This window comes from Lysinibacillus sp. FSL L8-0312 (genome assembly GCF_038003285.1).
Lineage (GTDB): Bacteria > Bacillota > Bacilli > Bacillales_A > Planococcaceae > Lysinibacillus > Lysinibacillus fusiformis_D.
In genome coordinates, this window is record NZ_JBBOOV010000001.1 from 3,672,752 (window position 1) to 3,693,241 (window position 20,490).

Genomic DNA, 20,490 nt, shown 5'->3' on the forward strand with positions numbered 1-20,490 from the left:
TCCAAAGGAAGCCCCTAGATCATGGTGGAAAGTAGTTAAAGCTTATTTATCGAAAGGGAAGTTTTATCGATTGCCGCCAAGAAACTGATGATGAATGAAAAAGTCGCCTTCTAGCGACTTTTTAATTTTCTAATAAAAATGTATTTTTGGATGGGCCAATTAAATAGAGTTCATGCATTGATCGTGTGAGAGCTACATACAGTAGTTTCCGATCAATTATTGTATCGTAAAAGGGTGTTTCAAAGGCAGCTACAATGACGGCATCAAACTCAAGCCCTTTAGCAAGATGACTTGGTACAACAAGCAACATTTCCTGATTAATCGATTCATTTTCTGTTAGCAGCTGTGAGGCAATTTTGTTGTCTTTCAATGTATGTTGCATCGAAATGGCTTCAGCAGTAGTTTTGCAAATTAAAGCGATAGACCGATGACCATGTTGACGAATAGCTTCAAAAATCTCTTTAATTTTTAAGGCATCAAATTGATCTGCTTGAATAAAACTTGGCACATTACCGTGACGAACAACTGGCTCAACCAGCGGTAGCTGCTCATTCATTTGCGCTAAAATTTGATTAGCGACTTCCATAATTTCAATGGTTGTTCGATAGCTTTTTTGCAATGTTCGGAAGCTTGCACGAGGAAATAAACTTTGGACAGGTTCCCAGGCAGTTAATGAGCGATAGCTATGAATTCCTTGAGCTAAATCGCCAACCATTGTAAACATGTCTGTATCAAGACCTGTTTTTAAAGCAGCAAGCTGAAACAAACTATAATCTTGTACTTCATCGATAAAGACAACACGCATTTTCCATTCATCTGGGATGCCTTTTAGACGTGCTTGTAAATAGTATAGTGCGGCTAAATCTTCGAGTGCCCATTGTTCTTTACGATGTGCCTGCAAAAATTGCTGTTGTTCAAGATAATGCCATTCAGGAGCTAGCTCTGTTAAAAGTTCGGCGTCGGTAAGAAGGGTGCGATAAAGTGTTTTAATGTTATATTTAGGAAAGCGGCGCATATAGGCAGTTGCAGTTGTTTTCGTTTCTTTTTCTATTGCTGGAATTCGTTCGTCGCGTTCATCGATAAATTTTGTGACAACACGTCGACGCTTTTCATCATCCCGTATACCATTTAAGGCTTTACCCAATGCTTCATCATATTTTTTATGGAGTGTAGCTAAGACAGCCTGTTTTTTTTGGCGGACATGGCTAGCTAACACCTTTTTTATATGTGCAAGGCGTTTTTCAATTGGCATATAAGAAAACTCATATAAAAACAGTTTCTTTAGATGAGCAGCTCGCATAATACAGTATTTTTCAATATAAACATCTTCGAATTGTTGCGCGATTTCTTGCTCCAGCTTCTGGATATAGCGCTCAATGACATCACGATAATAAAGTGAACCTTTCACTTCAGCGATCCACGCAGTAGGCTGATGATTTCCACCAGCAACGAGCAATTCTAATTGCTCATTTGGATTTTGAAGCTTTAATTTTAATTTAGTGGCAGCAAGAACGTAGTCTGTAAAAGTAGTTTGGCATATTTTATCGACACCAAGCTCTGGTAAAACATCACCTATATAATCAATAAATAGCTTATTCGGTGCTAAAATCATGAGCTGTTCAGGATTAAAATGCTCGCCCATTGTGTAGAGGAAATAAGATATTCGGTGGAGAGCGATAGTTGTTTTTCCACTACCTGCTGCACCTTGTACAATAATTGGTTGACGAAGATGTGCTCGAATAATTTCATTTTGTTCCTTTTGGATTGTCGAGACAATTTCAGTTAAACGAACATCTGCTTTCCCAGCCAATGCTTCTTGTAGGAGTTCATCGTTTGTTGTTAGATCAATATCCCGTATATCGAGTAATTCGCCGTTCTCGATCTTATATTGTCTTTTAGCAAAGAGATGTCCTTTATGAACTTCTCCACGGACATCGTACTCCATATCACCAAGACGTCCATCATAATAAACATTGGCTACGGGTGAGCGCCAGTCAACAATAATGGGCTCATGGGTTTCACGATGAAATAGTGAGGTTTTCCCAATATAAAGGAATTCTTCAGGATCACCTGTCTTTTGGAAATGGATTCGGGCAAAATAGGGCTTTTTCCGAACGGCTTCTAGACCTTCTTTTTGATTACGAGCCATTTCAAAGAATCTGGCGTTTGTTAAGATATTTAAATAACTTAAACTCGAATCTAAGTAATCAAGGTCAGCCATGGACTTGCGGATATTTTCTTGAGCGGATTGTAGATCTCGTTGTGATTCGTCTAATATTTGTTGCATATAACTTTGGGTATAGGTTAACCGCTCTACCTCAGCCTGAAAATCCGGATGTTGTACAGTCATTTTTAGCACCTCCTAGGTACTTACAATTTCAAAGTAGATTATCATACTACTATATATAATATTTACCATCAAGTGAAAGCTAAATAGTTAATTATGCTACTATTACATTGGGGTTGGAAAGTTTTTCTTTAAATGATAATAGAGGAGGTTAATGATTTTGGACATTTTTGCACATAGAGGTGTTTCGATAAACTATCCAGAAAACACGATGGCAGCCTTTCAAGCAGCATCAAAGCTTCCTATAGCAGGGATAGAGCTGGATGTTCATTTAACCGCAGATAAAGAGGTAGTGGTCATTCATGATGAAACCATTAATCGTACCTCCAATGGTTCAGGCTATGTAAAAGATTTTACATTACAGCAATTGCGTACATTTGACTTTGGTTCGTGGTTTTCTCCAGAGTTCGGAGATGAAACAATCCCTACGTTAGGGGAAGTGTTAGAGCTTTTTGCAGGTACCAACCATCGTATTAATATTGAACTGAAAACAGATATTATTTCATATGAAGGGATTGAAGCGCTCGTACTCAAAGAAGTGGCTGCACAGCAAATGACTGAAAGAGTAATCATTTCATCTTTTAATCATGAATCATTGCAAACAGTATCAAAAATAGCACCTTATATAGAAAGTGCGGCGCTGTTTGCAGAAGTGTTAGTAGATTTTACTTCTTACATTGCTCTTATTCCAGCTAAAGCGTTACATGTAAGTTTACCAACGTCATTTCGTAAATCAGTTAAACTAGCTCTCGCTGAAGGAGCAACTGTCCGTGTATATACTGTTAATGATCAACGTGATGCTCGCTATTTACAGCAACTAGGTATACAGGCGATATTTACTGATGACCCAGAGAAAATATTACAGGCCCTTAGTTAAAGCAAGGAAGGGGCTAGGAGACAAAAAGCTTCCGTGGAATAAGTAGCATTTTTGTAATACCCACGGAAAGCGACGTCTTCTAGAAGATACGTTCTACCATTTCGCACGATGTTCTTCAATACATCCGAGCATTTGTTGAATAACAAGTGTTTCACCATTGTCGAGTAAAATGGAGCCGTCGTAATAGCCAAATAGTTGATGTACCTCCGATTTAACTAATTTGGCATTAGTTTGAGCAACACGTTCAAAAAAAGGGGAGAAGGTTAATGAAACCTGATTAGAAAATTTCGTTTTTACTTTCCAACGTTGCATATAGTCTCCAGAATCATATTGAAACAAAAGATCCTCATGTATTTTGGTCATTTTACCATCAACAAAAACAGCATTTTCAGTCATGCCAGTACCATCTGTCCATTTACCTCCTAAGTTCAGTCCAATCCGTCTTCCTCGAACTCGCTGAGAGGCCATTCCCCAATTCCATAATGCTTGACGTGGCCATACACCTCGTCCATAATCTAACACTGCAAAATTCTCTTCGGCCGAAAAATTATAACGGCGTGTACCAATTGTGACAACACCTGAAGTTGGGAGTATATGATGCTTGCCTGTAAATTGAAATGTTTTGCGATTCCAAGGGATGACAACATTTAAGGTTTCATCAGTTGGGGGATGTTGGACGATAAGCTTTGCACGTAAAACATCACCATCAAAGTCTGGTATGGACACCGATAGATGCGTTTCATTTTGTATATATAATAGATCAATCATCATTTCGCTATTTTTAAATGAGACGGATTCTAAAACCTGTGTCGGCATTTTTAATTTACCACCGAAGGGAATGGTAATCGTTTTTTCGAAATAGCGCTGTGTTTCATATTCAAGGAAATAAACGAAGCAGACAGCAGCATAATCTAAATGACTAATCGTAGCAGAAAACAAGATTTCGTCACCATAGATACACCAATAGTTCCATTTCTTTTTGCGCATGAGATGGCCGCTTAAATTGCTGTTAATAAGGGGCTTACGTGCAAATCCGATGGCTGCTGGATTTAAATTACCTTTTTTATCGCATAAAAGAGTAGGCTGTAAAATTTCTTTCTCAGCATGCTGCTTCACAATTAACATCCCTTCCAGTCATAAAATAAAATCTGCATTGTATTACTCTTTATTGTAGCAAAAATGTTCTTGAAAATGGAAAGGAACGTGCTGAATATAATTGATTTCAATAAGAATATGAGTAAGGACCTAACTAATAGAAAGTCATGAATAGACATATGATGGCATGAGGAGGGGATGTATGGCAAAAATGTATAACAGGCAGGCTGCAGTTCAATATGCTAATTTATGGTGGAACAGACGCAACCCAGCTTTTCCAAACTTTGATGTAGATTGCACAAACTATATATCTCAATGCTTACTTGCGGGTGGCGCACCAATGCGTGGCGCACCGAGTAGAGATAAAGGTTGGTGGATTCAACAAGGGAATTGGAGCTTTAGCTGGTCTGTGGCTCATTCATTAAGGTGGTATTTAGAGGGATCTACAACTGGATTGAAGGGTAGGCGTGTTCAATCGGCAGAGGAGCTAGAGCTTGGGGATGTCATTTTTTATGATTTTCAAGGAAATGGGAGAATTGATCACTCCGTTATTGTCACAAGTATTCAAAATGGTATTCCCTATGTCAATGCCCATACTTCGGATAGTATTAATCGACCTTATTTTTACGAGGATTCCACTGCCTATACACCGAGTATGACTTACTTTTTCTATCATATAGATGACAGCTTTGCTTAAGAAGAGATAGTTTTAAAGCATATCATTTTGTGATAATGTGAAAGATAGAAGAGACCAACTCTAATATGTTGTCTTATGGTAGAAGGAGAATAGAAATATGAGCGAACAAATTTTATCGGTTAGAGATGCAATTATTCAACGTCGTTCCATTAAAAAGTTTAATGGTCAGCCTGTAGATCGTGAGGATTTGATGGCTATTATCGATGATGCTGTCTGGGCACCAAATCACGGTAACCGTGAGCCTTGGCGTTTAGTAGTAGCCTGTGGAAAGGAATTAGCAGACCTACACCAGCTATTACGCGACCTGACAATTCCAAAATGGCAGGAGCTTTCAAGTGAAGATTTAGCGAAGCAAATGATGAAATTTACATTACCAGGTGGCTATGCTTTTGTAATCGTACCAGAGGATGCTCGTCAAAAAGAACGTTTAGAAGATTATGCAGCTGCAAGTACGTTTATTCAAAATATACAACTGCTTGCGTGGGATAGAGGCATTGGTTCTTGCTGGAAAACGCCAGGCTTCTTAGATAATCCGAAATTCCGTGAAGCTTTAAAGGTTCAGCCAGGTGAGCGTGTCATTGCCATGCTACAAATGGGTTATTTTGATGAAGTACCGAAAGGCAAGGAACGTAAACAATCAGCTGAAATAGTGACGATTTTTGGTGAATAACCGAAAAAAATCCCTTCACTTTAAAAGTGAGGGGATTTTTTAATGGGACGATATTTATTTTTGTAAATCAGAAACCTCGTATAAGTAATCACTTAACACACGTAAGCCTTTATCGAAGTTTTCTAAATGGAAGTGTTCGTTCGGTGCGTGGAAGTTTTCACTTGATAAGCCGAAGCCCATTAACACCACAGGTAAATCTAAAATTTCATCAAAGGCAGCTACAATAGGGATAGATCCTCCGCCACGTGTGTATGCAGTTGGTACATTATACACTTTTTCATAGGAACGTCCAGCTGCTTGGATAAATGGATGATCGAAAGGTGTTAAGAATGGACGCCCTTTATCAAATTCAGAAACATTGATTTCCACACCAGTAGGTTTATGTTTTTCAACATGGGCTTTTAATAGTGCTACAATTTCGTCAGGCTCTTGATTTGGAACAAGACGGCATGTGATTTTAGCACCAGCTTCCGCAGGTAGAACCGTTTTGATGCCTTCACCAGAGAAGCCACCAAATACACCGTTAACCTCTAGTGTTGGACGAGCCCAAGTGCGTTCTAAATAAGAAAAACCTTGTTCACCGAATAATTCTTTTACGCCAACTTCCTGTTTAACTGATTCCTCATCAAAGCCAAGTGCTAAATAAGCTTCACGTTCTTCTTCTGATAGTGGCAATACTTTATCGTAGAAGCCTTCAACTTGAATCGTTCCATGCTCATCACGGAAGGATGCTAAAATTTCAGCCAATGCATGGATAGCATTTTGGACGCCGCCACCGTAAAGACCAGAGTGTAGATCTCCTTTAGCTCCACGAACATCAATTTGAATGCCTGTTAAGCCACGTAATCCATAGCATACCGCAGGCTTACCAGGACCATAAAGGCCCGTATCAGAAATTAAAATTAAATCTGCTGCGAGTTTTTCCTTATGTTCTTCAACATAAGCAGGTAGATGCGGACTGCCGATTTCTTCTTCGCCTTCATAAATGAATTTGACATTGACTGGTAAAGTCCCTGTTGTTGCAAAGAGTGCCTCAATCATTTTTAAATGCATAAACACTTGTCCTTTATCATCACTCGCTCCACGGGCAAATAATTTATTGTCACGAATCGTAGGATTGAACGGCTCGCTATCCCATAAATTTAATGGATCAACAGGTTGTACATCATAATGACCATAAAATAAAATAGTCGGTTTCCCTTCAGCATGTAACCAATCCGCATAGACAACAGGGTGCCCAGCTGTTTGTGTAATAGAGATATTTTCAAGATTTAGTTTTTCAAACGCATTAGCTAGCCATTGTGCTGCCTGTTGAATATCTTCTTTATGCTCAGATAGAGAACTGATACTTGGAATTCGTAAAAATTCATTCAGTTCATTTAAATGTGCCTCACGATGTTCTGCAAAATAAGCATCTAATTGCTGTAAATTTGTCATCTAGCATCCCTCTTTCCAATATTTCGATAATAGAAATAGTATAGCATAATGTGGAAGGGGAATCTTGCTATAGCAATGGTTTCAAACGTTTTTATTAGTGCTTAGCCCCAATTTTAGCCCCACTAGCCTGTAAAGTTTGGCTGAATAACGAAACAGATTCTTCTTCTAATTCCTTTAGAACATGGCCATATACATCCATTATCATTTTTGGTGTATTGCCTAATCGTTCAGCAATAACTTTCACATTAAGTCCACGGTTTAACAAGAAGTGCAATGTGTATGCCGTAAACCATGTATCGTTGTTTTTGGCAGTCCAGTCCGATCTAAAATTTTATTAAATGCATAAATAGGACTTGTCGGAACGATCGGATCTGCAGCGTGTATAACTAACATATAGTCTTTTTTTGTTAATCAATTAAATTGTCGAAAGATAAAATATACTGACATATTGAGAGTGTTTAACTAAAATATATGAACTTATAGTAACGTTATGTTAAATAAGGAATAGTACTTATTTAACTTTTTATTTGAAATATTTAACTTATTAGATTAACATTATATAAAATAAATGGAAGGGGTTTTAGTAATGTACATTTCTACTTTGCGACAGAAACAGGGGGAATTAAGAGCGTTAGATATGTTAGAAGCAAGACATGTTAATTCTAACTTATTCATTCCTAATATTATTCTAAAAGATTCTTCGATAGAATCATTACAACAAATAAAAGATAAATTTAACTCTAAGGTGATTTTAGACACAAGAGATTTAGATGCAGATGAAATTGGAGAATTAGAGGAAAATGTTTTATTAGCTGATTTTCAACATTTTTATATTAATTACTCAATTGAAAATTGTATAACAAGTTGGCCTACAGAAAAATTCGATTATGTTAAAATTCCAAAAAATTTGTTGAATGAATTTTTTGTTCAATGGGTTCAGGCGAATAACTTGAAATTTCCTAAAAATATTATGTTTGATTTTGAAGCTGTGAAAGAAATTCTGTCTGATGAAACTCTCAGTATTGTAACAAGAATAATAGATATATTGGGAGAAAAAAATTACATTATTTGCAGTGGGGCTATACCCAATTCTGTACCTGAAAATGCATCAACAGATTATAAATTACAAAGGTTTGAATTAGATGTTTTTAATCAAATAAAAGAAAAGACTGGTGTAAACATCATTTTTAGTGATTATTCAACAGTAAGTCCTGTAATTTCAAGTGGAGGGAGAGCAATTGTACAAATTAAATATACATTAGAAAACGAATATTGGTTTGTTCGAAACGGGTTAAGACGAGGAAATTATAATTTCGTAAGTGTATGTGATACGATTGTAAGTAAAGCTAGGACTTTTGACGCGCAATCTTGTTGGGCAGATAAATATATTCAAGATGTTCATATTAGTGGGGAGAATAGTGGGAATCCGTCAGTGTGGGCATCATTAGGTATTAATAAACATCTTGTTATGTGTATTAATGAAAATCTCTAAATTAAAAAATAGGTGCCTATCAAAGCACCTATTTTCAGTTTGCGATTTCATTTGTTTTTGATTTCAATGTTAGCCTAATAAGATGTTTAATTTCCCTCTTTTTGTTTAAAGAAAGATGTTCATTTAACAATTTTACTAAGTCTTGCTTAAAAAACTTTCGAATTTGAAGTTTACTGTATTTATTCGTTACTGCAGGTTGACCAATTGCAACTTTCTTCACTTCCTCTGCAGTCAATAGTGCAACAAAATTCTCGAAAGAAAGATATGGATTCAATTTTGCTCTACGTTCAAAACTAATTTTTAATTTACCATTAGAGTTTTTTTCTATTAAAATTATACCCCAATAATTAGGTATGATTTGTTCTGCTTCTTGTAATAACTTTTTTCCAGTTACAATATAATTCATCTCAAAGTTTAAATCATATTCTAAAATTTGTGTCTCTAATCTCTTTAATGAATCGTAATCACTCTTGATTTCATATGCAATAACATGGCCATTTACCGCAACTACATCCGCCCTAGCTTTTCCAGAGGGTACAGTGAATTCCTCATATATATAGCACTCTTTATAACCATTTAAACGATTTATAAGTGCATTTCGCATTTCTTTTTCATCAACTTTCATCATACAAAACACTCCTTAGTAAGTATTTTAACTTTAGAGCTTGAAATTTTAAAGTAAAATAAAAATTGACTTTTATTGATCCCAATCCTATACACTCGCCGCCAAGCTAAATTTAATATATTTCAATCTTGCCCCAAAGCAAACTATTATATTCATTATCTTGCAATTCCTGATGATACTAGATTACCGTTAAACCGTTGATACATAAGGCTTTCTTGCTTATTGATGTAATACCTTGCACCCTGAAAATAATAGAAATAGTATAACATAATGTGGTAGGGAAGTGCCGTCATATCAGAGCCACTGCTATTTTTATTTGGGAGGAGTTTACTAGTCATTTTCTAAAACTTTTCAATCAAGTTCGAATGATGATATAGAGTAAAGTAGGTTGTTAAGAAAAATGTGACAAAGTCTATAAGAGAGAGCTTTGCCACACTCGGGAAATGGTAATATAAACCATGGGAACTATAAAAAGTTCGTCTTATTTTGTTTTCTTATCATTGGCACGCTCGATAAATAAGTCAGTTAAATCGTTCATTTGTCCAATAACAGAAATGGGGTCTGTAAACCAAAATTTGAAATTATCTATTTCGTACACTTCATTATTTTTAACAACATCTAAACTTTTCCATACAGGAGCCGTTGTAAAGTCGACTTTAGGCGTGTCGGCCGCTCTTGCAACGATAACACGGTCCCCTACAAAGTCTGAAATTTTTTCTGAAGAAATTTGTACCCATGGGGTTTTTATAGTAGTTTCTGCTTTTACAGCTGGCGCCATTTGTAAGCCTAATCCCGTATAAACAGGATACCCTGTATAACCATCGCCATAAATAGTGATGGTTCCTTTACCATCCAGTATATCCATAACAGTTATTGTTTCTTCAGGCTTAATAATATGAGCAATTTTTTGGCGAGCTGTTTGAACTTGTTGTTGATAGTTTTTTTGCCACTCCTGGGCAAGATTTTCTCGATTTAAAATAATACCAAATTCTTTAATGAGTTTAGGTATATTTTCTTCGTATTCAATATAGATGGTAGGTGCAATTTTAGAAAGCTGCTCATACATTTCTTTATTACCTGTAATAATTAAATCAGGTTCTAATGAAAGTACTTTTTCTATAGAGTCTCCGATTACCTCAATTTCTTTTTTATCTTTTTCAGGAATATAAGGGTTTTTTAGCTGTGCTTCATTCGAACCAACTGGTTTGACATCTAAAGCAAGTAAGTAACCTAAATAAAAATCAGTAACAATACGTTGCGGATTTTTTTTATACGTAATATCACCATTGATGGAGTGATAAACCATTGTTTCCTCTGATTCTTTGGTAGTGTCGTTGTTTGTACAAGCTGTTAATAATAAAGCAGCACATAAAACAAATGAAGCTACTATAGTATGGTTCCAATTAAATTTCATTGGTAAAAAGCCTCCTTCATATTGATAACAATTATCATTATATAAAGGTCCTCGATTGAATACATCGGAGGATTTTAGCTCAAAATTAGGATTATTCAACACTAGAGAAGTGGGTAAATATAATCTTTTATATTGGCCAGGCGTTAACCCAGTATGTTTTTTAAATAGGCGAGTAAAGTAAGAAGAATCTTCGTAACCAATTTGCTTCGAAACTTCTTGGATTGAATGATGTGTTTCAACTAAAAGCCGCTTTGCATGTTTGATACGAGTATGTAATAAATAATCAATTAGACCATAACCAGTTTGATATTTAAATTGTTTAGAGAGATAAGATACACTGTAATTCATTTTTTCTGCAATTGTATGACGCGATAAATTTTCATGAAAATGCTTATTTATATAATCTAATGTTTGAGAGGTTAACTGTTCCTCATGCAATCTATTTGAATCTAGTGTATACATTTCATAGATTAATTCTGCTAAGTATAATTTTGTCTTATATTTACTAGCATCAGTGTGCATTTCCCATTGTGTGTTTATGTTATCTATTAATGTTAACCAATGCTTCGGTGCATCATAAAAAATGAGAGGCTCTAAGGGCTCAGATATTGTGTTATCAAAAGAAACATTACAATAGATCCATAGACATTCTGAAGATGGTTCCTGCGTGACATGTATGTTTATAGGGTCACGAACAATCAAAAAGATGTTTTTATGGTGTAAAAGGGGAGTATGCTGTAAGTCCCATTCGCCGGACCCTTGAGCAATAAAACCGAAAATACAGTTACAAGTAATGACAGGCATTAACTGTGGATTTTTAGATATATGTATAATGGTTAATTTTGCCGAGTCCCAATCTGCTAAAGTAAGGTTTTTCAATTGATGGTTCACTTCTTTCAATAGGTTATATTACGATAATACAATTAATGATAATGATTCTCAAATAGATGCTTGTATCGTAGAAGTGAAAATTTTCTTAAAAACATACGAAAAAAAGTAAACTGCATTCAAATGATTAGATTGACTCTAATCATTTGAAGTGCAGTTATGCAAGATGTTTCTATTTAATTAGACATATAGCGTTGTATAATTTTCTCATTTTTTTCAGCGAAGCGGTCATTGTGAGAGGATACACCAGCCATATCGACTCCGGTAGGATCTAAATATAGCTTCGCACTATTAACGGCTAGAATGGCATCATTAAACGCACCAGCTATCAGGCGAACCTTACTAGGGTGAGTAATAAAATCACCAGCACCAAATATGCCTGGAATACTTGTGTGCATTTTAGGCGAAACAGATATACCATATTCTTCACATTCAAAGCCCCATTCCATAATAGGACCGTAGAAGGATCGTTCAAAGCCGTGATTAACAATTATTTCATCGACTTCAAATTGTGTGCTCTCACCAGATGTAACATGTTGGACAGTAACCCGTTCTATTTTGGTGTTGTTGCCGTGCAAACTAGTCACAACATAGGGGACTAGTGATGTGGCAACTTGCTTCATTTGCGAAACAGATGATTCAAACGCTTTGAAATCTTCTCGACGATGAACAACAATGACTTCCTTAGCAATTGGTGCAATGGCAATCGCCCATTCCACAGCAGAGTCACCACCACCTGAAATTAAAACACGTTTATTGGCAAACTTAGATTTATCCGTAACTGTATAGTGTAAATTAGTTAATTCGTAACGATCTGCTCCTTCTATATTTAACTTTTGAATTTTGGTAATACCACGACCTGCTGCTAAAATGACCGTTCTGCTAAAATGACGTTCTCCTGTTTTAGCAATTAACTCAAAAATTTTATCTTCCCGCTGTTCCATGCCAACAATTTCTTGCCCATAAACGATGGTTGGATCAAATGTTTTCGCTTGAGTAATAAGTGCATTTATTATTTCTTCACAGCGAACAGGCTCAACACCACCTACATCCCAAATTAGCTTTTCTGGATACGTTCTCATAAAACCACCGAGCTCATGCTTGATCTCAATAATTTTTGTTCTCATTTCGCGCATCCCACTATAAAATGCGGAATACATGCCAGCTGGTCCACCACCAATAATTGTTACGTCATAAATGTCTTGTTCATTTATTGACATTAGGGCACCAACTTTTCAACAATATAGTCGATTAGTAGTTCTGTGCCAATAGGACCTAGTCCAACTGCATAATCCTTTGTATCTAATGGGAACACGCGACCATTCTGTACAGCCTCCATGGATTGCCATAGCGGACTATCTTCTAAACTCTTCATCGATTCATCACTGCTATAATTTTCTAACACTCTCTTTTCAACGAAAATATAGTCTGGTTTAATTTCTGGTAAGATTTCAAGAGATAACGGTGTAAACCAATCTTCTGAATCTGCTAATTGTTCTGGAATTTTTAATCCTAGCTGACGATAGATTAAACCACTACCTGGTCCCTCTGCTTTAGCGCCCATGAAGCGATACTGTTTTGGTTCAACCCTTAATACCATGACTGTTTTATCGCCAATGGCTTGTTGTAGTTTTACTTTAGCTTCTGTCACTTTGTTATTGTAAGCAGTCAGGGTTGCTTCAGCTTCTTTTTCTTTCTCAAAAACTTTACCTAATGCAGGAAGTGCTTCTTCTATAGAACCATTGGCATCCACGGCAAGGGTAGGGGCTATTTTACTTAGCTCTTCATATTTTTTAGCATCGATCACATTCCCTTGCACGACAATTAAATCAGGAGCCAATGAAAGTATTTGCTCTAAATTTTCTTCATATTGAGGGGTATTAATCATTTCTACATTATTTTCTTTAAAAAGCTTTGGACGATAGTCAGGCTCTATTTCATCTACCACTAAAACTTTTTGGGGCACAATGTCAATAGATAGTAAAAACTCTGCATAATTAGAGTTAAACACCAACATATTTTTAGGATTTGTCGGGATCGTAACATCGCCGAAAAGTCCTTTAACGGTTTTGGTAGTAGCCGCTGTTTCTTCTGATGACTGTGTGTTTTGATTGTCTTCCGTTGGCTCACTATTACATGCAGCCAAAGCGAAAACCATCATTAGCAATGGTAAGAAAGCATAATATTTTTTAAACATTTCTCTAATCTCCTTTTTTGATAATGATTATCATTTTCAAATGTTAGCAAATTAGAGAAAGAGAAACCATAGAGGATTGTGTTTATTCAATTGGACTTTAGTGTTGTTCTTTAAAAAATTGATAGAGATTTTGTAGAATAATAGGTTTTCCAAAAATACCACAGTTGTTTAGTCCAAGTGACGTATCAACGAAAAGAATACGATTGTTTTTAACAGCATCTAACATGTTCCATTGATCACTATTTAGTAAGTTTTTCATATTTTCCTCAGAGCTGAAATAATCCATTATTCGTTTTTCTAGCAATAAAAAAATAGGGTTGGCCTGTAATAAATCTTCTAGTGACAAGTCATTAAAGCTATATTCTTTCCCTTGTAAATTTGGAGGCATAGAAAGATCGAGTTCGTTATAGAGTAGCCGAGCAATCTCGCATGATCTTTCACCGATATATCGATAACCAAAATGCTCAACCCTTAAATATACTAGCGTAGGTTTTCTTCGTAGAACATTTGCTAAGTCCTGTTTATACTTTTTAACGTTAGTAAGAGATTCGTTAATTAATGAAACTGCTTGCTCCTCACAGTGAAATAGTGTCCCGAAATAGTTGATTAAGCTCGTCATTTCATTTGGTAATCCACTAATAACAGGAGCAATTTCACGTAATTCATTTTTAATTTGATCATCTAGTATATTGCCAATAATTAATGTAGGCTGTTGGCGTTGAATTTGGTCAATATCAATGATGTAATGCCCCATATCCATAGTATGAATTTGATGGGAGTTAAATAATGCCCGTTGATAACTGGGCACTAGGGAAGCAGTAGTCACTACACTATGAGGGATAATGTTTAGTGCCAGTGCAATCTCAGCATACAGGGGAGATAAAAAACATATCCGCTGCTGAGCAATTGATTTTATATAATTTTTTGGAGAGACGCCAACTATTGCTTTAAATCGTCTACTAAAGTAATGGGCATCTTCAAAGCCGACATTTTTAGCAATGTCCTGTGAGCGTGCTGAAGTAGTGAGTAAAGCCTCCTGTGCACGATAAATGCGATAAGTTGCTAGATATTCTGATAAAGATAAGCCATATTGCTCCTTAAATTTTCGAGAAAAGTGCCATGGGCTAATACCGATACTATTAGCTAATTGTTCTCTTGTAATCAATTCATTGTAATGGTTATGTATATATTCAATTGATAGTTGTAATTTATTTTCGACCGTGAGTTTTTCGTTATTTTGCGGCTGATATACATGTTTTAGTAAGGTGTATAAAATATATTGATTCATAATGATGGAAGTGTTTGAAGTATGATCTATAGGCTCCATTAAATCACGGCTAATCGTAGCCAATACTACCTCAGGAATTTTGGTCATTTGGGATTCATTTTCAAGAATAGGTTGCCGTTCACTAAGGGTATGAGTAGTGAGGTCATATATGTCAAAATAAATGATCCATCCGGCTAATGCATAATTGCTATTGTCCAGTATCTCGACAACAGAATTTTTCTCAACGGCTAATAAATTGCCTAGGTGTACATGTTGTACCCGACCATTTATACTCCATGAAGCTTGCCCATCTGTAATTAAAATGAGTGCATTATTTGTCATAACATGGACAGTCCTACCTTTTATCCATCCATTCGTAATACGGTGTGTAGCTTGCCATTGCGCAAACCAAGATTGATGTGATTGATACATAGGAACACCTCTTCAATGTAAAGTATAGCTATGTATTAGAATAACAAATATTGTGCGAGTAGGAATATAAGAGTGCGATATCTTATAGTAAATAAAAAAAATCTGATTTCTAGAAAACATTGAAATCAGATCTTACTAAAATTAATGAGCAGTATACCCGCCATCAACAAGAAGCGTTGTACCATTGACAAAGCTTGCGTCGTCGCTTGCTAAGAAGAGAACAGCTTTTGCAATTTCTTCTGGTTTACCAAGGCGACCTTGTGGATGAAGGGACGCTAAATATTCTTTCTTTTGCGCATCGACTTCAGCTAGTAGAGGAGTGTCGATATAGCCAGGACATACTGCATTTACGCGAATGCCTTGTTTAGCGTAAGCTGTACATAGATTTTGCGTTAATAATTTTACGCCACCCTTTGCAGAGGAGTAGGCTGTAGGGTTTGGCAAGGCGACAAAGCTATGAATAGAGCCAGCGTTGACAATGACACCACCAGTTCCCTGTGTAAGAAACTGTTCGATGGCATATTTATCAGAAAGAAATACACCTGATAAATTAATATCAATCGTTCTTTTCCATTTTTCGAAAGAAAGCTCATGTGCTGGTGCATCGTCAGCTACGCCTGCATTGGCATACATAATATCAAGTTTACCGTAGTTAGTAACGGTTTCCTTAATCATGTTTTGAATATCTTCTTCGCTAGTTACATCTGTTTTTACGAAGAGTGTATCAAAACCATTGTTATTTAATTCGTCAGAAACAATTTGTCCACGATCTGAAAAATCGGCGATAACTACTTTAGCGCCTTCTTGTACAAAGAGACGAACTGTGGCTTCACCGATACCACTGGCCCCACCTGTAACGATTGCTACTTTATCTTTTAGTTTCATTTCAATGACCACCTTTATTGTTATTTTGCTGTTGCTCCGCCATCAATGACGAATTCTGCACCTGTTGAGAACGAAGATTCATCAGAAGCTAAAAATAATACGGTTTGCGCTACTTCTTTAACAGAGCCTAAACGTCCTAATGGGAATAAATTTTTTCCTAATTCATCTTTAGTGCTTCCAGTTGTTGCTGATGCATAGTCTGCCATACCTGTATCAATATAGCCAGGATGGATCGAATTGACGCGTACGCCATATGGAGCATATTCCATTGCAGCATCTTTTGTCATAATGCGAACGGCACCTTTACTTGCTCCGTATAATACGTGTCCAGCAGCGCCTGTTAAGCCAGCGATGGAAGAGGCATTAATAACTGAGCCCTTATTATGTTTAGCCATAAGTGGCATAATATATTTCATACCTAGGAAGACACCAGTCACATTGATGGACATTAAGCGATTCCAATCAGAAAGCTCGATTTCTGCAAGTGGTTTAATGATATAGATACCTGCATTATTGAAAAGAATATCTACTTTGTTAAATGTTTTGATTGTTTCATCTGCGACCTTTTTCCAGTCTTCCTCATTGCTAACATCATGATGTACAAATAATGCTTCACCGCCAATTGCTTGGATATCGCGGATAGTGTCGTTACCAGATTGTTCATTTATATCAGTAATAACTACTTTTGCTCCTTCTTTAGCAAATAATAGTGCCGTTTCTTTCCCGATTCCTGTACCTCCACCTGTAATAATGGCTACTTTATTTTCCAGTCTCATTTCAAGCACGCACCTTTCATTATTTCTGGTTATATGGTTACCTTGGGATTCAAAAGTATTCGCATTGTTTAGCGATACTTTCATCTTACTCTTTTCAATTTGAAATACTATCCTATAAGATGCTGTATAATATAGTAAGTGAATATCCTCCATTTATAGGGTATTGTTAGTGTGAAGGAGAAGAATTTCCTATGACGCATCCATTTCAGTCAATTGAAGAAGTAACATTACAAGAGTTTGTGTTATTTATTAAAATTCATCATCAACAAATTGAAGAAAATGTCAATATTTACCTCAATTTAGCACCTTCTATAGCCGAAGAAGATCGAAAAAGGGCAGCGATGCTACTGGATTCATTTTTGCGTTTGATGACATATACGAACATTGATGAACTAAATGATGGTGATAAGTCTTTTTTTAATACGTGGCTTCAGGCACAGTTATCTATAATTGATCGGAAGAGCTTTAATTTATTCCAATTAATTTTTGAGAAATCATTGATTACCTTTATGATTCAACAAAAGAGTAGCCGAACGAATGCCATCTTAATGTATGTATTATCGTTATTTACGTTTCTCGTACAGCTTTACGATGACTGTGAGGGAGATGACAAAAGAAGTAACGGATCTACTGAAAATCAAGAGTTGCGGTATTTACAGTTATTAGATAAGCTAGATAAATTGCTGATCAGTTCCTCAGGCTATCAGGATTTAGCCTATATTTTAAAAAAATGTGAAGAGTATTTTAGTTATAAAAGATGCGTATTTTATGCATATGTTCCATGGTCCAACCAATTTTACGGGGTTATTGGGGCGGAACTTCCTAAAGTGCAAAGTATGAAAGGGCAGTTGAATGGGGAAAACGCTATACTTAGTTCAAGAAAACCTATTTATTTGAAAAATCCTAAAAATTACGTAAAAGAGGAGCATATTCAATTATTTAATTTATCCTCCATCATCTTTATTCCTATTATGAGGCGAGACCAATTATTTGGATGGCTAACATTTGATCAGCTAGGCGAGGAATTTGATTGTACAAAGGAAGAATTATCATTTCTTGAAGAAGTAGGGAAGCGTCTAGGTTTATTTTTATCACGTAAGGGCGAGAAGGTAGAAAAAAACACAGAGCTTCATTTAACAGAACGGGAGTCGATGATTCTTGGCTTGCTTGCTGAAGGATATGATAATAAAAAAATTGGTGGTTTATTATTTTTAAGTGAGCATACGGTCAGGGATTATGTTAGCAGTCTCATGACAAAGCTTAAAGCAAAGAACCGTACACAGGTCGTTGCCTCCGCCTTTCGTCTAGGGCTGTTAAGCTAGCATAAATGCACTTCTGCTAGGAGTGCATTTTTTGTGTCTTTATAAACCGAAAAATGCGTCTTTAATTTTCTGATAATAAACGCTATTTAATATATAACGTTAAAAATAGGGAAGTATTGTTATAAAGTGATTTTTAGTAGGAGAAGTAATATAGTAGTAAAACAATTTTTACGAATATTACAAGCAAAAGCGATTAAGCTTACACGATTGTAATGAAATTGAAAGCCAATGCGATAGAGTGTAATACATTATTTTGCGAGAATGTGTATAGAAGCAAGAACAAGAAGCGGAGGCATACACAATGAATGAAAAATTAGAAGGCGTATACGAGGAATACAATCGTTATATATATCACTTATGTTTGAAACTAACTCGCAATAATGTAGAGGCTGAAGATTTAATGCAAGAAGTATGGGTAAAGGTTGTACGCTATGAAGACAGCGTTGCCGAGGTAGAGCATATTAAAGCTTGGCTGACAACTATTACAATGAATACATTTAGAGATCGCTATCGTAAAAAAGTACGTCGAAGCAAATATATGATGAACCAACCTGAAACATTAGACGTACCGATTTTAGATTTGGTTCCCAATAATGAAATTTCGACGGAAGAAAAAATTGAAAAGGATATTGTAACAAAACTCGTACAGGATAAAATGGAGCAATTAGATGCTATTTATAGAAAGACTTTATGGTATTTCTACATAGACCAATATTCACTTGCAGAAATCTCTACAATTATGAAGGTTTCTATTGGTACTGTGAAATCTCGTTTATTCCGTGCAAAGGCTCGATTAAAAGAAATGCTCATGTCTGATACAGCAATTGTGGAATCTGTGCTACCAGCATAATAAAAACAGATTGGTCGCACACCACAAGTACTTAGGCGGAAGTATTCGGTCGATTAATCTAAAAAAAGATGCACTCGCAAATAGTTGCGATGCATCTTTTTAGTTTGTGCTCTTTATTCTGACCGATTAGATTCAACATCTAATAGACATTTTGAAAAAATCGTTCGTAATGTTTGCAGTTCTTCAGCTGTGAGCATACCAAACATATTGTTAATAATTTCACTCACTTGTTGACGCGATTCTTTTAAGATGTTCTCACCCTCTGTAGTAATAACTAGTTGTGAGGCTCGTCGATCTGTGGCATGCTGTGTTTTTTCAATAAAGCCAGCATTAATCAGCTTTGTTGTTAAAACGGTAACACCACCAGTTGTTACTTTTAACCGCTCAGCAATAGCAGAAGGGCGTTTTGGGCCCTCCTGCGATAAGTAGTCTAAAATTAAAATATGGGATTTTGAAAAGCCGAGCACATTATGATTATTCCACTCGTTTGCCCACTTACGCTCAATAGATGAAACGACTTCAAACAACGAGGTAATGGCTTTTTGTTTTTCTTGATCCATAGAGGTCATCTCCAAAACTGTTTTAACTTTCTTGTGCCAATCTTGTCATCGCATTTAATTCGTAAGCACGTACTTTACGTGGGATAAAACGACGGATGTCCATCTCATTGTAACCAACTTGAATACGTTTTTCATCTATTAAAATAGGGCTACGCAACATTCTTGGGTGTGCTTGAATAATAGCGTATAGCTCTTGGATAGAAAGTTGGTCGATGTCGATATTTAAGTTTTTAAAGTCATTTGAGTTTGTTGCAATGATTTCATCTGTACCATCTTCAGTCATGCTTAGAATTTCTTTGAATTCTGCAAGTGTAAGAGGGTGAGATGTGATACGTTTTTCTTTATATTCAATATTGTGATCTTTTAACCATTTAAGTGCTTTTCTGGATGAAGAACAGCTCGCTTGTGAGTAAATTGTAACTGTCATTCTTCATTCCTCGCTTTCTGTATTAGATTATATTTTATGAATAGCTTATCAGTAAGTTATATAGTTTATATATATATCTTACTAGTAAGCTATATATAAATCAATAGTTAATTGAAAGAATTTCTCAATCAAATTAATATTTTTTCAGTTCTATTTAATTATACGAAGAGAAGAGTAAAAAGTTTCGTTCTTTCTGCTTACAATGATGTAAGTTTCAGCTGATATTACAGAT

General features: G+C 35.9%; 18 protein-coding genes and 1 pseudogene. 6 read left to right on the forward strand and 13 right to left on the reverse strand.

What is annotated here, in order from left to right; all coding sequences use genetic code 11:
- Positions 1-121: 121 nt before the first annotated feature.
- Positions 122-2,350, reverse strand: coding sequence for an RNA polymerase recycling motor HelD (gene helD / locus MHI22_RS18560; RefSeq protein WP_340812521.1), 2,229 nt, complete (start codon positions 2,348-2,350; stop codon positions 122-124).
- 157 nt (positions 2,351-2,507) lie between these two features.
- Here helD and MHI22_RS18565 point away from each other — a divergent pair, with 157 nt between their 5' ends.
- Positions 2,508-3,224: a glycerophosphodiester phosphodiesterase gene (locus MHI22_RS18565; RefSeq protein WP_058844765.1), complete on the forward strand. Its 717-nt coding sequence runs from the start codon at positions 2,508-2,510 to the stop codon at positions 3,222-3,224.
- Between the two features lie 93 nt (positions 3,225-3,317).
- Here the strand turns inward: MHI22_RS18565 and MHI22_RS18570 are convergent, their stop codons facing one another.
- Positions 3,318-4,340: a DUF2804 domain-containing protein gene (locus tag MHI22_RS18570; RefSeq protein WP_036117552.1), complete on the reverse strand. Its 1,023-nt coding sequence runs from the start codon at positions 4,338-4,340 to the stop codon at positions 3,318-3,320.
- Between the two features lie 181 nt (positions 4,341-4,521).
- On the opposite strand from MHI22_RS18570, the gene MHI22_RS18575 reads away from it, so the two are divergent.
- Both MHI22_RS18575 and MHI22_RS18580 read left to right on the forward strand, forming a co-directional pair.
- Positions 4,522-5,016 carry an amidase domain-containing protein gene (locus MHI22_RS18575; protein ID WP_036117549.1) on the forward strand — a complete coding sequence of 165 codons (495 nt, stop codon included), beginning with the start codon at positions 4,522-4,524 and terminating at the stop codon, positions 5,014-5,016.
- Positions 5,017-5,113: 97 nt separating this feature from the next.
- Positions 5,114-5,686: a nitroreductase family protein gene (locus tag MHI22_RS18580; RefSeq protein ID WP_036117546.1), complete on the forward strand. Its 573-nt coding sequence runs from the start codon at positions 5,114-5,116 to the stop codon at positions 5,684-5,686.
- Positions 5,687-5,740: 54 nt separating this feature from the next.
- On the opposite strand, the gene MHI22_RS18585 is transcribed toward MHI22_RS18580, so the two are convergent.
- Together MHI22_RS18585 and MHI22_RS18590 are read right to left on the reverse strand one after the other, a co-directional pair.
- A complete protein-coding gene (locus tag MHI22_RS18585; RefSeq protein ID WP_141903964.1) occupies positions 5,741-7,123 on the reverse strand; it encodes a dipeptidase in 1,383 nt (460 codons plus the stop codon).
- Positions 7,124-7,217: 94 nt separating this feature from the next.
- A pseudogene (locus MHI22_RS18590) lies at positions 7,218-7,495 on the reverse strand (tyrosine-type recombinase/integrase); the annotation flags it as partial.
- Between the two features lie 214 nt (positions 7,496-7,709).
- Here MHI22_RS18590 and MHI22_RS18595 point away from each other — a divergent pair.
- Entirely contained in the window at positions 7,710-8,615 is a 906-nt protein-coding gene (locus tag MHI22_RS18595) for a beta family protein (protein ID WP_271912243.1), read from the forward strand.
- Between the two features lie 34 nt (positions 8,616-8,649).
- On the opposite strand, the gene MHI22_RS18600 is transcribed toward MHI22_RS18595, so the two are convergent.
- The 7 genes from MHI22_RS18600 to MHI22_RS18630 form a co-directional block, all read right to left on the reverse strand.
- On the reverse strand, positions 8,650-9,243 hold the full coding sequence (locus MHI22_RS18600) for a sce7726 family protein (RefSeq protein WP_271912245.1): 594 nt from the start codon (positions 9,241-9,243) through the stop codon (positions 8,650-8,652).
- 478 nt (positions 9,244-9,721) lie between these two features.
- Positions 9,722-11,533: an AraC family transcriptional regulator gene (locus tag MHI22_RS18605; RefSeq protein WP_340812522.1), complete on the reverse strand. Its 1,812-nt coding sequence runs from the start codon at positions 11,531-11,533 to the stop codon at positions 9,722-9,724.
- Between the two features lie 185 nt (positions 11,534-11,718).
- On the reverse strand, positions 11,719-12,762 hold the full coding sequence (locus tag MHI22_RS18610) for an NAD(P)/FAD-dependent oxidoreductase (RefSeq protein WP_170829840.1): 1,044 nt from the start codon (positions 12,760-12,762) through the stop codon (positions 11,719-11,721).
- Complete coding sequence (locus MHI22_RS18615) at positions 12,762-13,739, reverse strand: ABC transporter substrate-binding protein (protein WP_340812523.1); 978 nt, start codon at positions 13,737-13,739, stop codon at positions 12,762-12,764. Before MHI22_RS18615 ends, MHI22_RS18610 begins: the two co-directional genes overlap by 1 nt.
- Positions 13,740-13,836: 97 nt before the next feature.
- Entirely contained in the window at positions 13,837-15,438 is a 1,602-nt protein-coding gene (locus tag MHI22_RS18620) for a helix-turn-helix domain-containing protein (RefSeq protein WP_340812524.1), read from the reverse strand.
- A gap of 141 nt (positions 15,439-15,579) precedes the next feature.
- A complete protein-coding gene (locus MHI22_RS18625) occupies positions 15,580-16,323 on the reverse strand; it encodes an SDR family NAD(P)-dependent oxidoreductase (RefSeq protein ID WP_036117533.1) in 744 nt (247 codons plus the stop codon).
- Between the two features lie 20 nt (positions 16,324-16,343).
- On the reverse strand, positions 16,344-17,099 hold the full coding sequence (locus tag MHI22_RS18630) for an SDR family NAD(P)-dependent oxidoreductase (RefSeq protein WP_036117531.1): 756 nt from the start codon (positions 17,097-17,099) through the stop codon (positions 16,344-16,346).
- Between the two features lie 191 nt (positions 17,100-17,290).
- On the opposite strand from MHI22_RS18630, the gene MHI22_RS18635 reads away from it, so the two are divergent.
- Positions 17,291-18,421 carry a LuxR C-terminal-related transcriptional regulator gene (locus tag MHI22_RS18635; RefSeq protein ID WP_340812525.1) on the forward strand — a complete coding sequence of 377 codons (1,131 nt, stop codon included), beginning with the start codon at positions 17,291-17,293 and terminating at the stop codon, positions 18,419-18,421.
- A gap of 301 nt (positions 18,422-18,722) precedes the next feature.
- Positions 18,723-19,271: an RNA polymerase sigma factor gene (locus MHI22_RS18640; RefSeq protein WP_036117528.1), complete on the forward strand. Its 549-nt coding sequence runs from the start codon at positions 18,723-18,725 to the stop codon at positions 19,269-19,271.
- Between the two features lie 113 nt (positions 19,272-19,384).
- Here the strand turns inward: MHI22_RS18640 and MHI22_RS18645 are convergent, their stop codons facing one another.
- Together MHI22_RS18645 and spx are read right to left on the reverse strand one after the other, a co-directional pair.
- Positions 19,385-19,831 carry a MarR family winged helix-turn-helix transcriptional regulator gene (locus MHI22_RS18645; protein WP_036117526.1) on the reverse strand — a complete coding sequence of 149 codons (447 nt, stop codon included), beginning with the start codon at positions 19,829-19,831 and terminating at the stop codon, positions 19,385-19,387.
- 22 nt (positions 19,832-19,853) lie between these two features.
- A complete protein-coding gene (spx, locus tag MHI22_RS18650) occupies positions 19,854-20,258 on the reverse strand; it encodes a transcriptional regulator Spx (protein WP_036117523.1) in 405 nt (134 codons plus the stop codon).
- Positions 20,259-20,490: the final 232 nt, after the last annotated feature.

Excerpts from the sequence above, each read along its gene's own strand:
- helD (WP_340812521.1), bottom strand. The coding sequence starts at position 2,350 with ATGACTGTACAACATCCGGATTTTCAGGCTGAGGTAGAGCGGTTAACC.
- MHI22_RS18575 (WP_036117549.1), top strand. The coding sequence starts at position 4,522 with ATGGCAAAAATGTATAACAGGCAGGCTGCAGTTCAATATGCTAATTTA.
- MHI22_RS18580 (WP_036117546.1), top strand. The coding sequence starts at position 5,114 with ATGAGCGAACAAATTTTATCGGTTAGAGATGCAATTATTCAACGTCGT.
- MHI22_RS18585 (WP_141903964.1), bottom strand. The coding sequence starts at position 7,123 with ATGACAAATTTACAGCAATTAGATGCTTATTTTGCAGAACATCGTGAG.
- MHI22_RS18595 (WP_271912243.1), top strand. The coding sequence starts at position 7,710 with ATGTACATTTCTACTTTGCGACAGAAACAGGGGGAATTAAGAGCGTTA.
- MHI22_RS18600 (WP_271912245.1), bottom strand. The coding sequence starts at position 9,243 with ATGATGAAAGTTGATGAAAAAGAAATGCGAAATGCACTTATAAATCGT.
- MHI22_RS18610 (WP_170829840.1), bottom strand. The coding sequence starts at position 12,762 with ATGTCAATAAATGAACAAGACATTTATGACGTAACAATTATTGGTGGT.
- MHI22_RS18615 (WP_340812523.1), bottom strand. The coding sequence starts at position 13,739 with ATGTTTAAAAAATATTATGCTTTCTTACCATTGCTAATGATGGTTTTC.
- MHI22_RS18620 (WP_340812524.1), bottom strand. The coding sequence starts at position 15,438 with ATGTATCAATCACATCAATCTTGGTTTGCGCAATGGCAAGCTACACAC.
- MHI22_RS18625 (WP_036117533.1), bottom strand. The coding sequence starts at position 16,323 with ATGAAACTAAAAGATAAAGTAGCAATCGTTACAGGTGGGGCCAGTGGT.
- MHI22_RS18630 (WP_036117531.1), bottom strand. The coding sequence starts at position 17,099 with ATGAGACTGGAAAATAAAGTAGCCATTATTACAGGTGGAGGTACAGGA.
- MHI22_RS18635 (WP_340812525.1), top strand. The coding sequence starts at position 17,291 with ATGACGCATCCATTTCAGTCAATTGAAGAAGTAACATTACAAGAGTTT.
- MHI22_RS18640 (WP_036117528.1), top strand. The coding sequence starts at position 18,723 with ATGAATGAAAAATTAGAAGGCGTATACGAGGAATACAATCGTTATATA.
- MHI22_RS18645 (WP_036117526.1), bottom strand. The coding sequence starts at position 19,831 with ATGGATCAAGAAAAACAAAAAGCCATTACCTCGTTGTTTGAAGTCGTT.
- spx (WP_036117523.1), bottom strand. The coding sequence starts at position 20,258 with ATGACAGTTACAATTTACTCACAAGCGAGCTGTTCTTCATCCAGAAAA.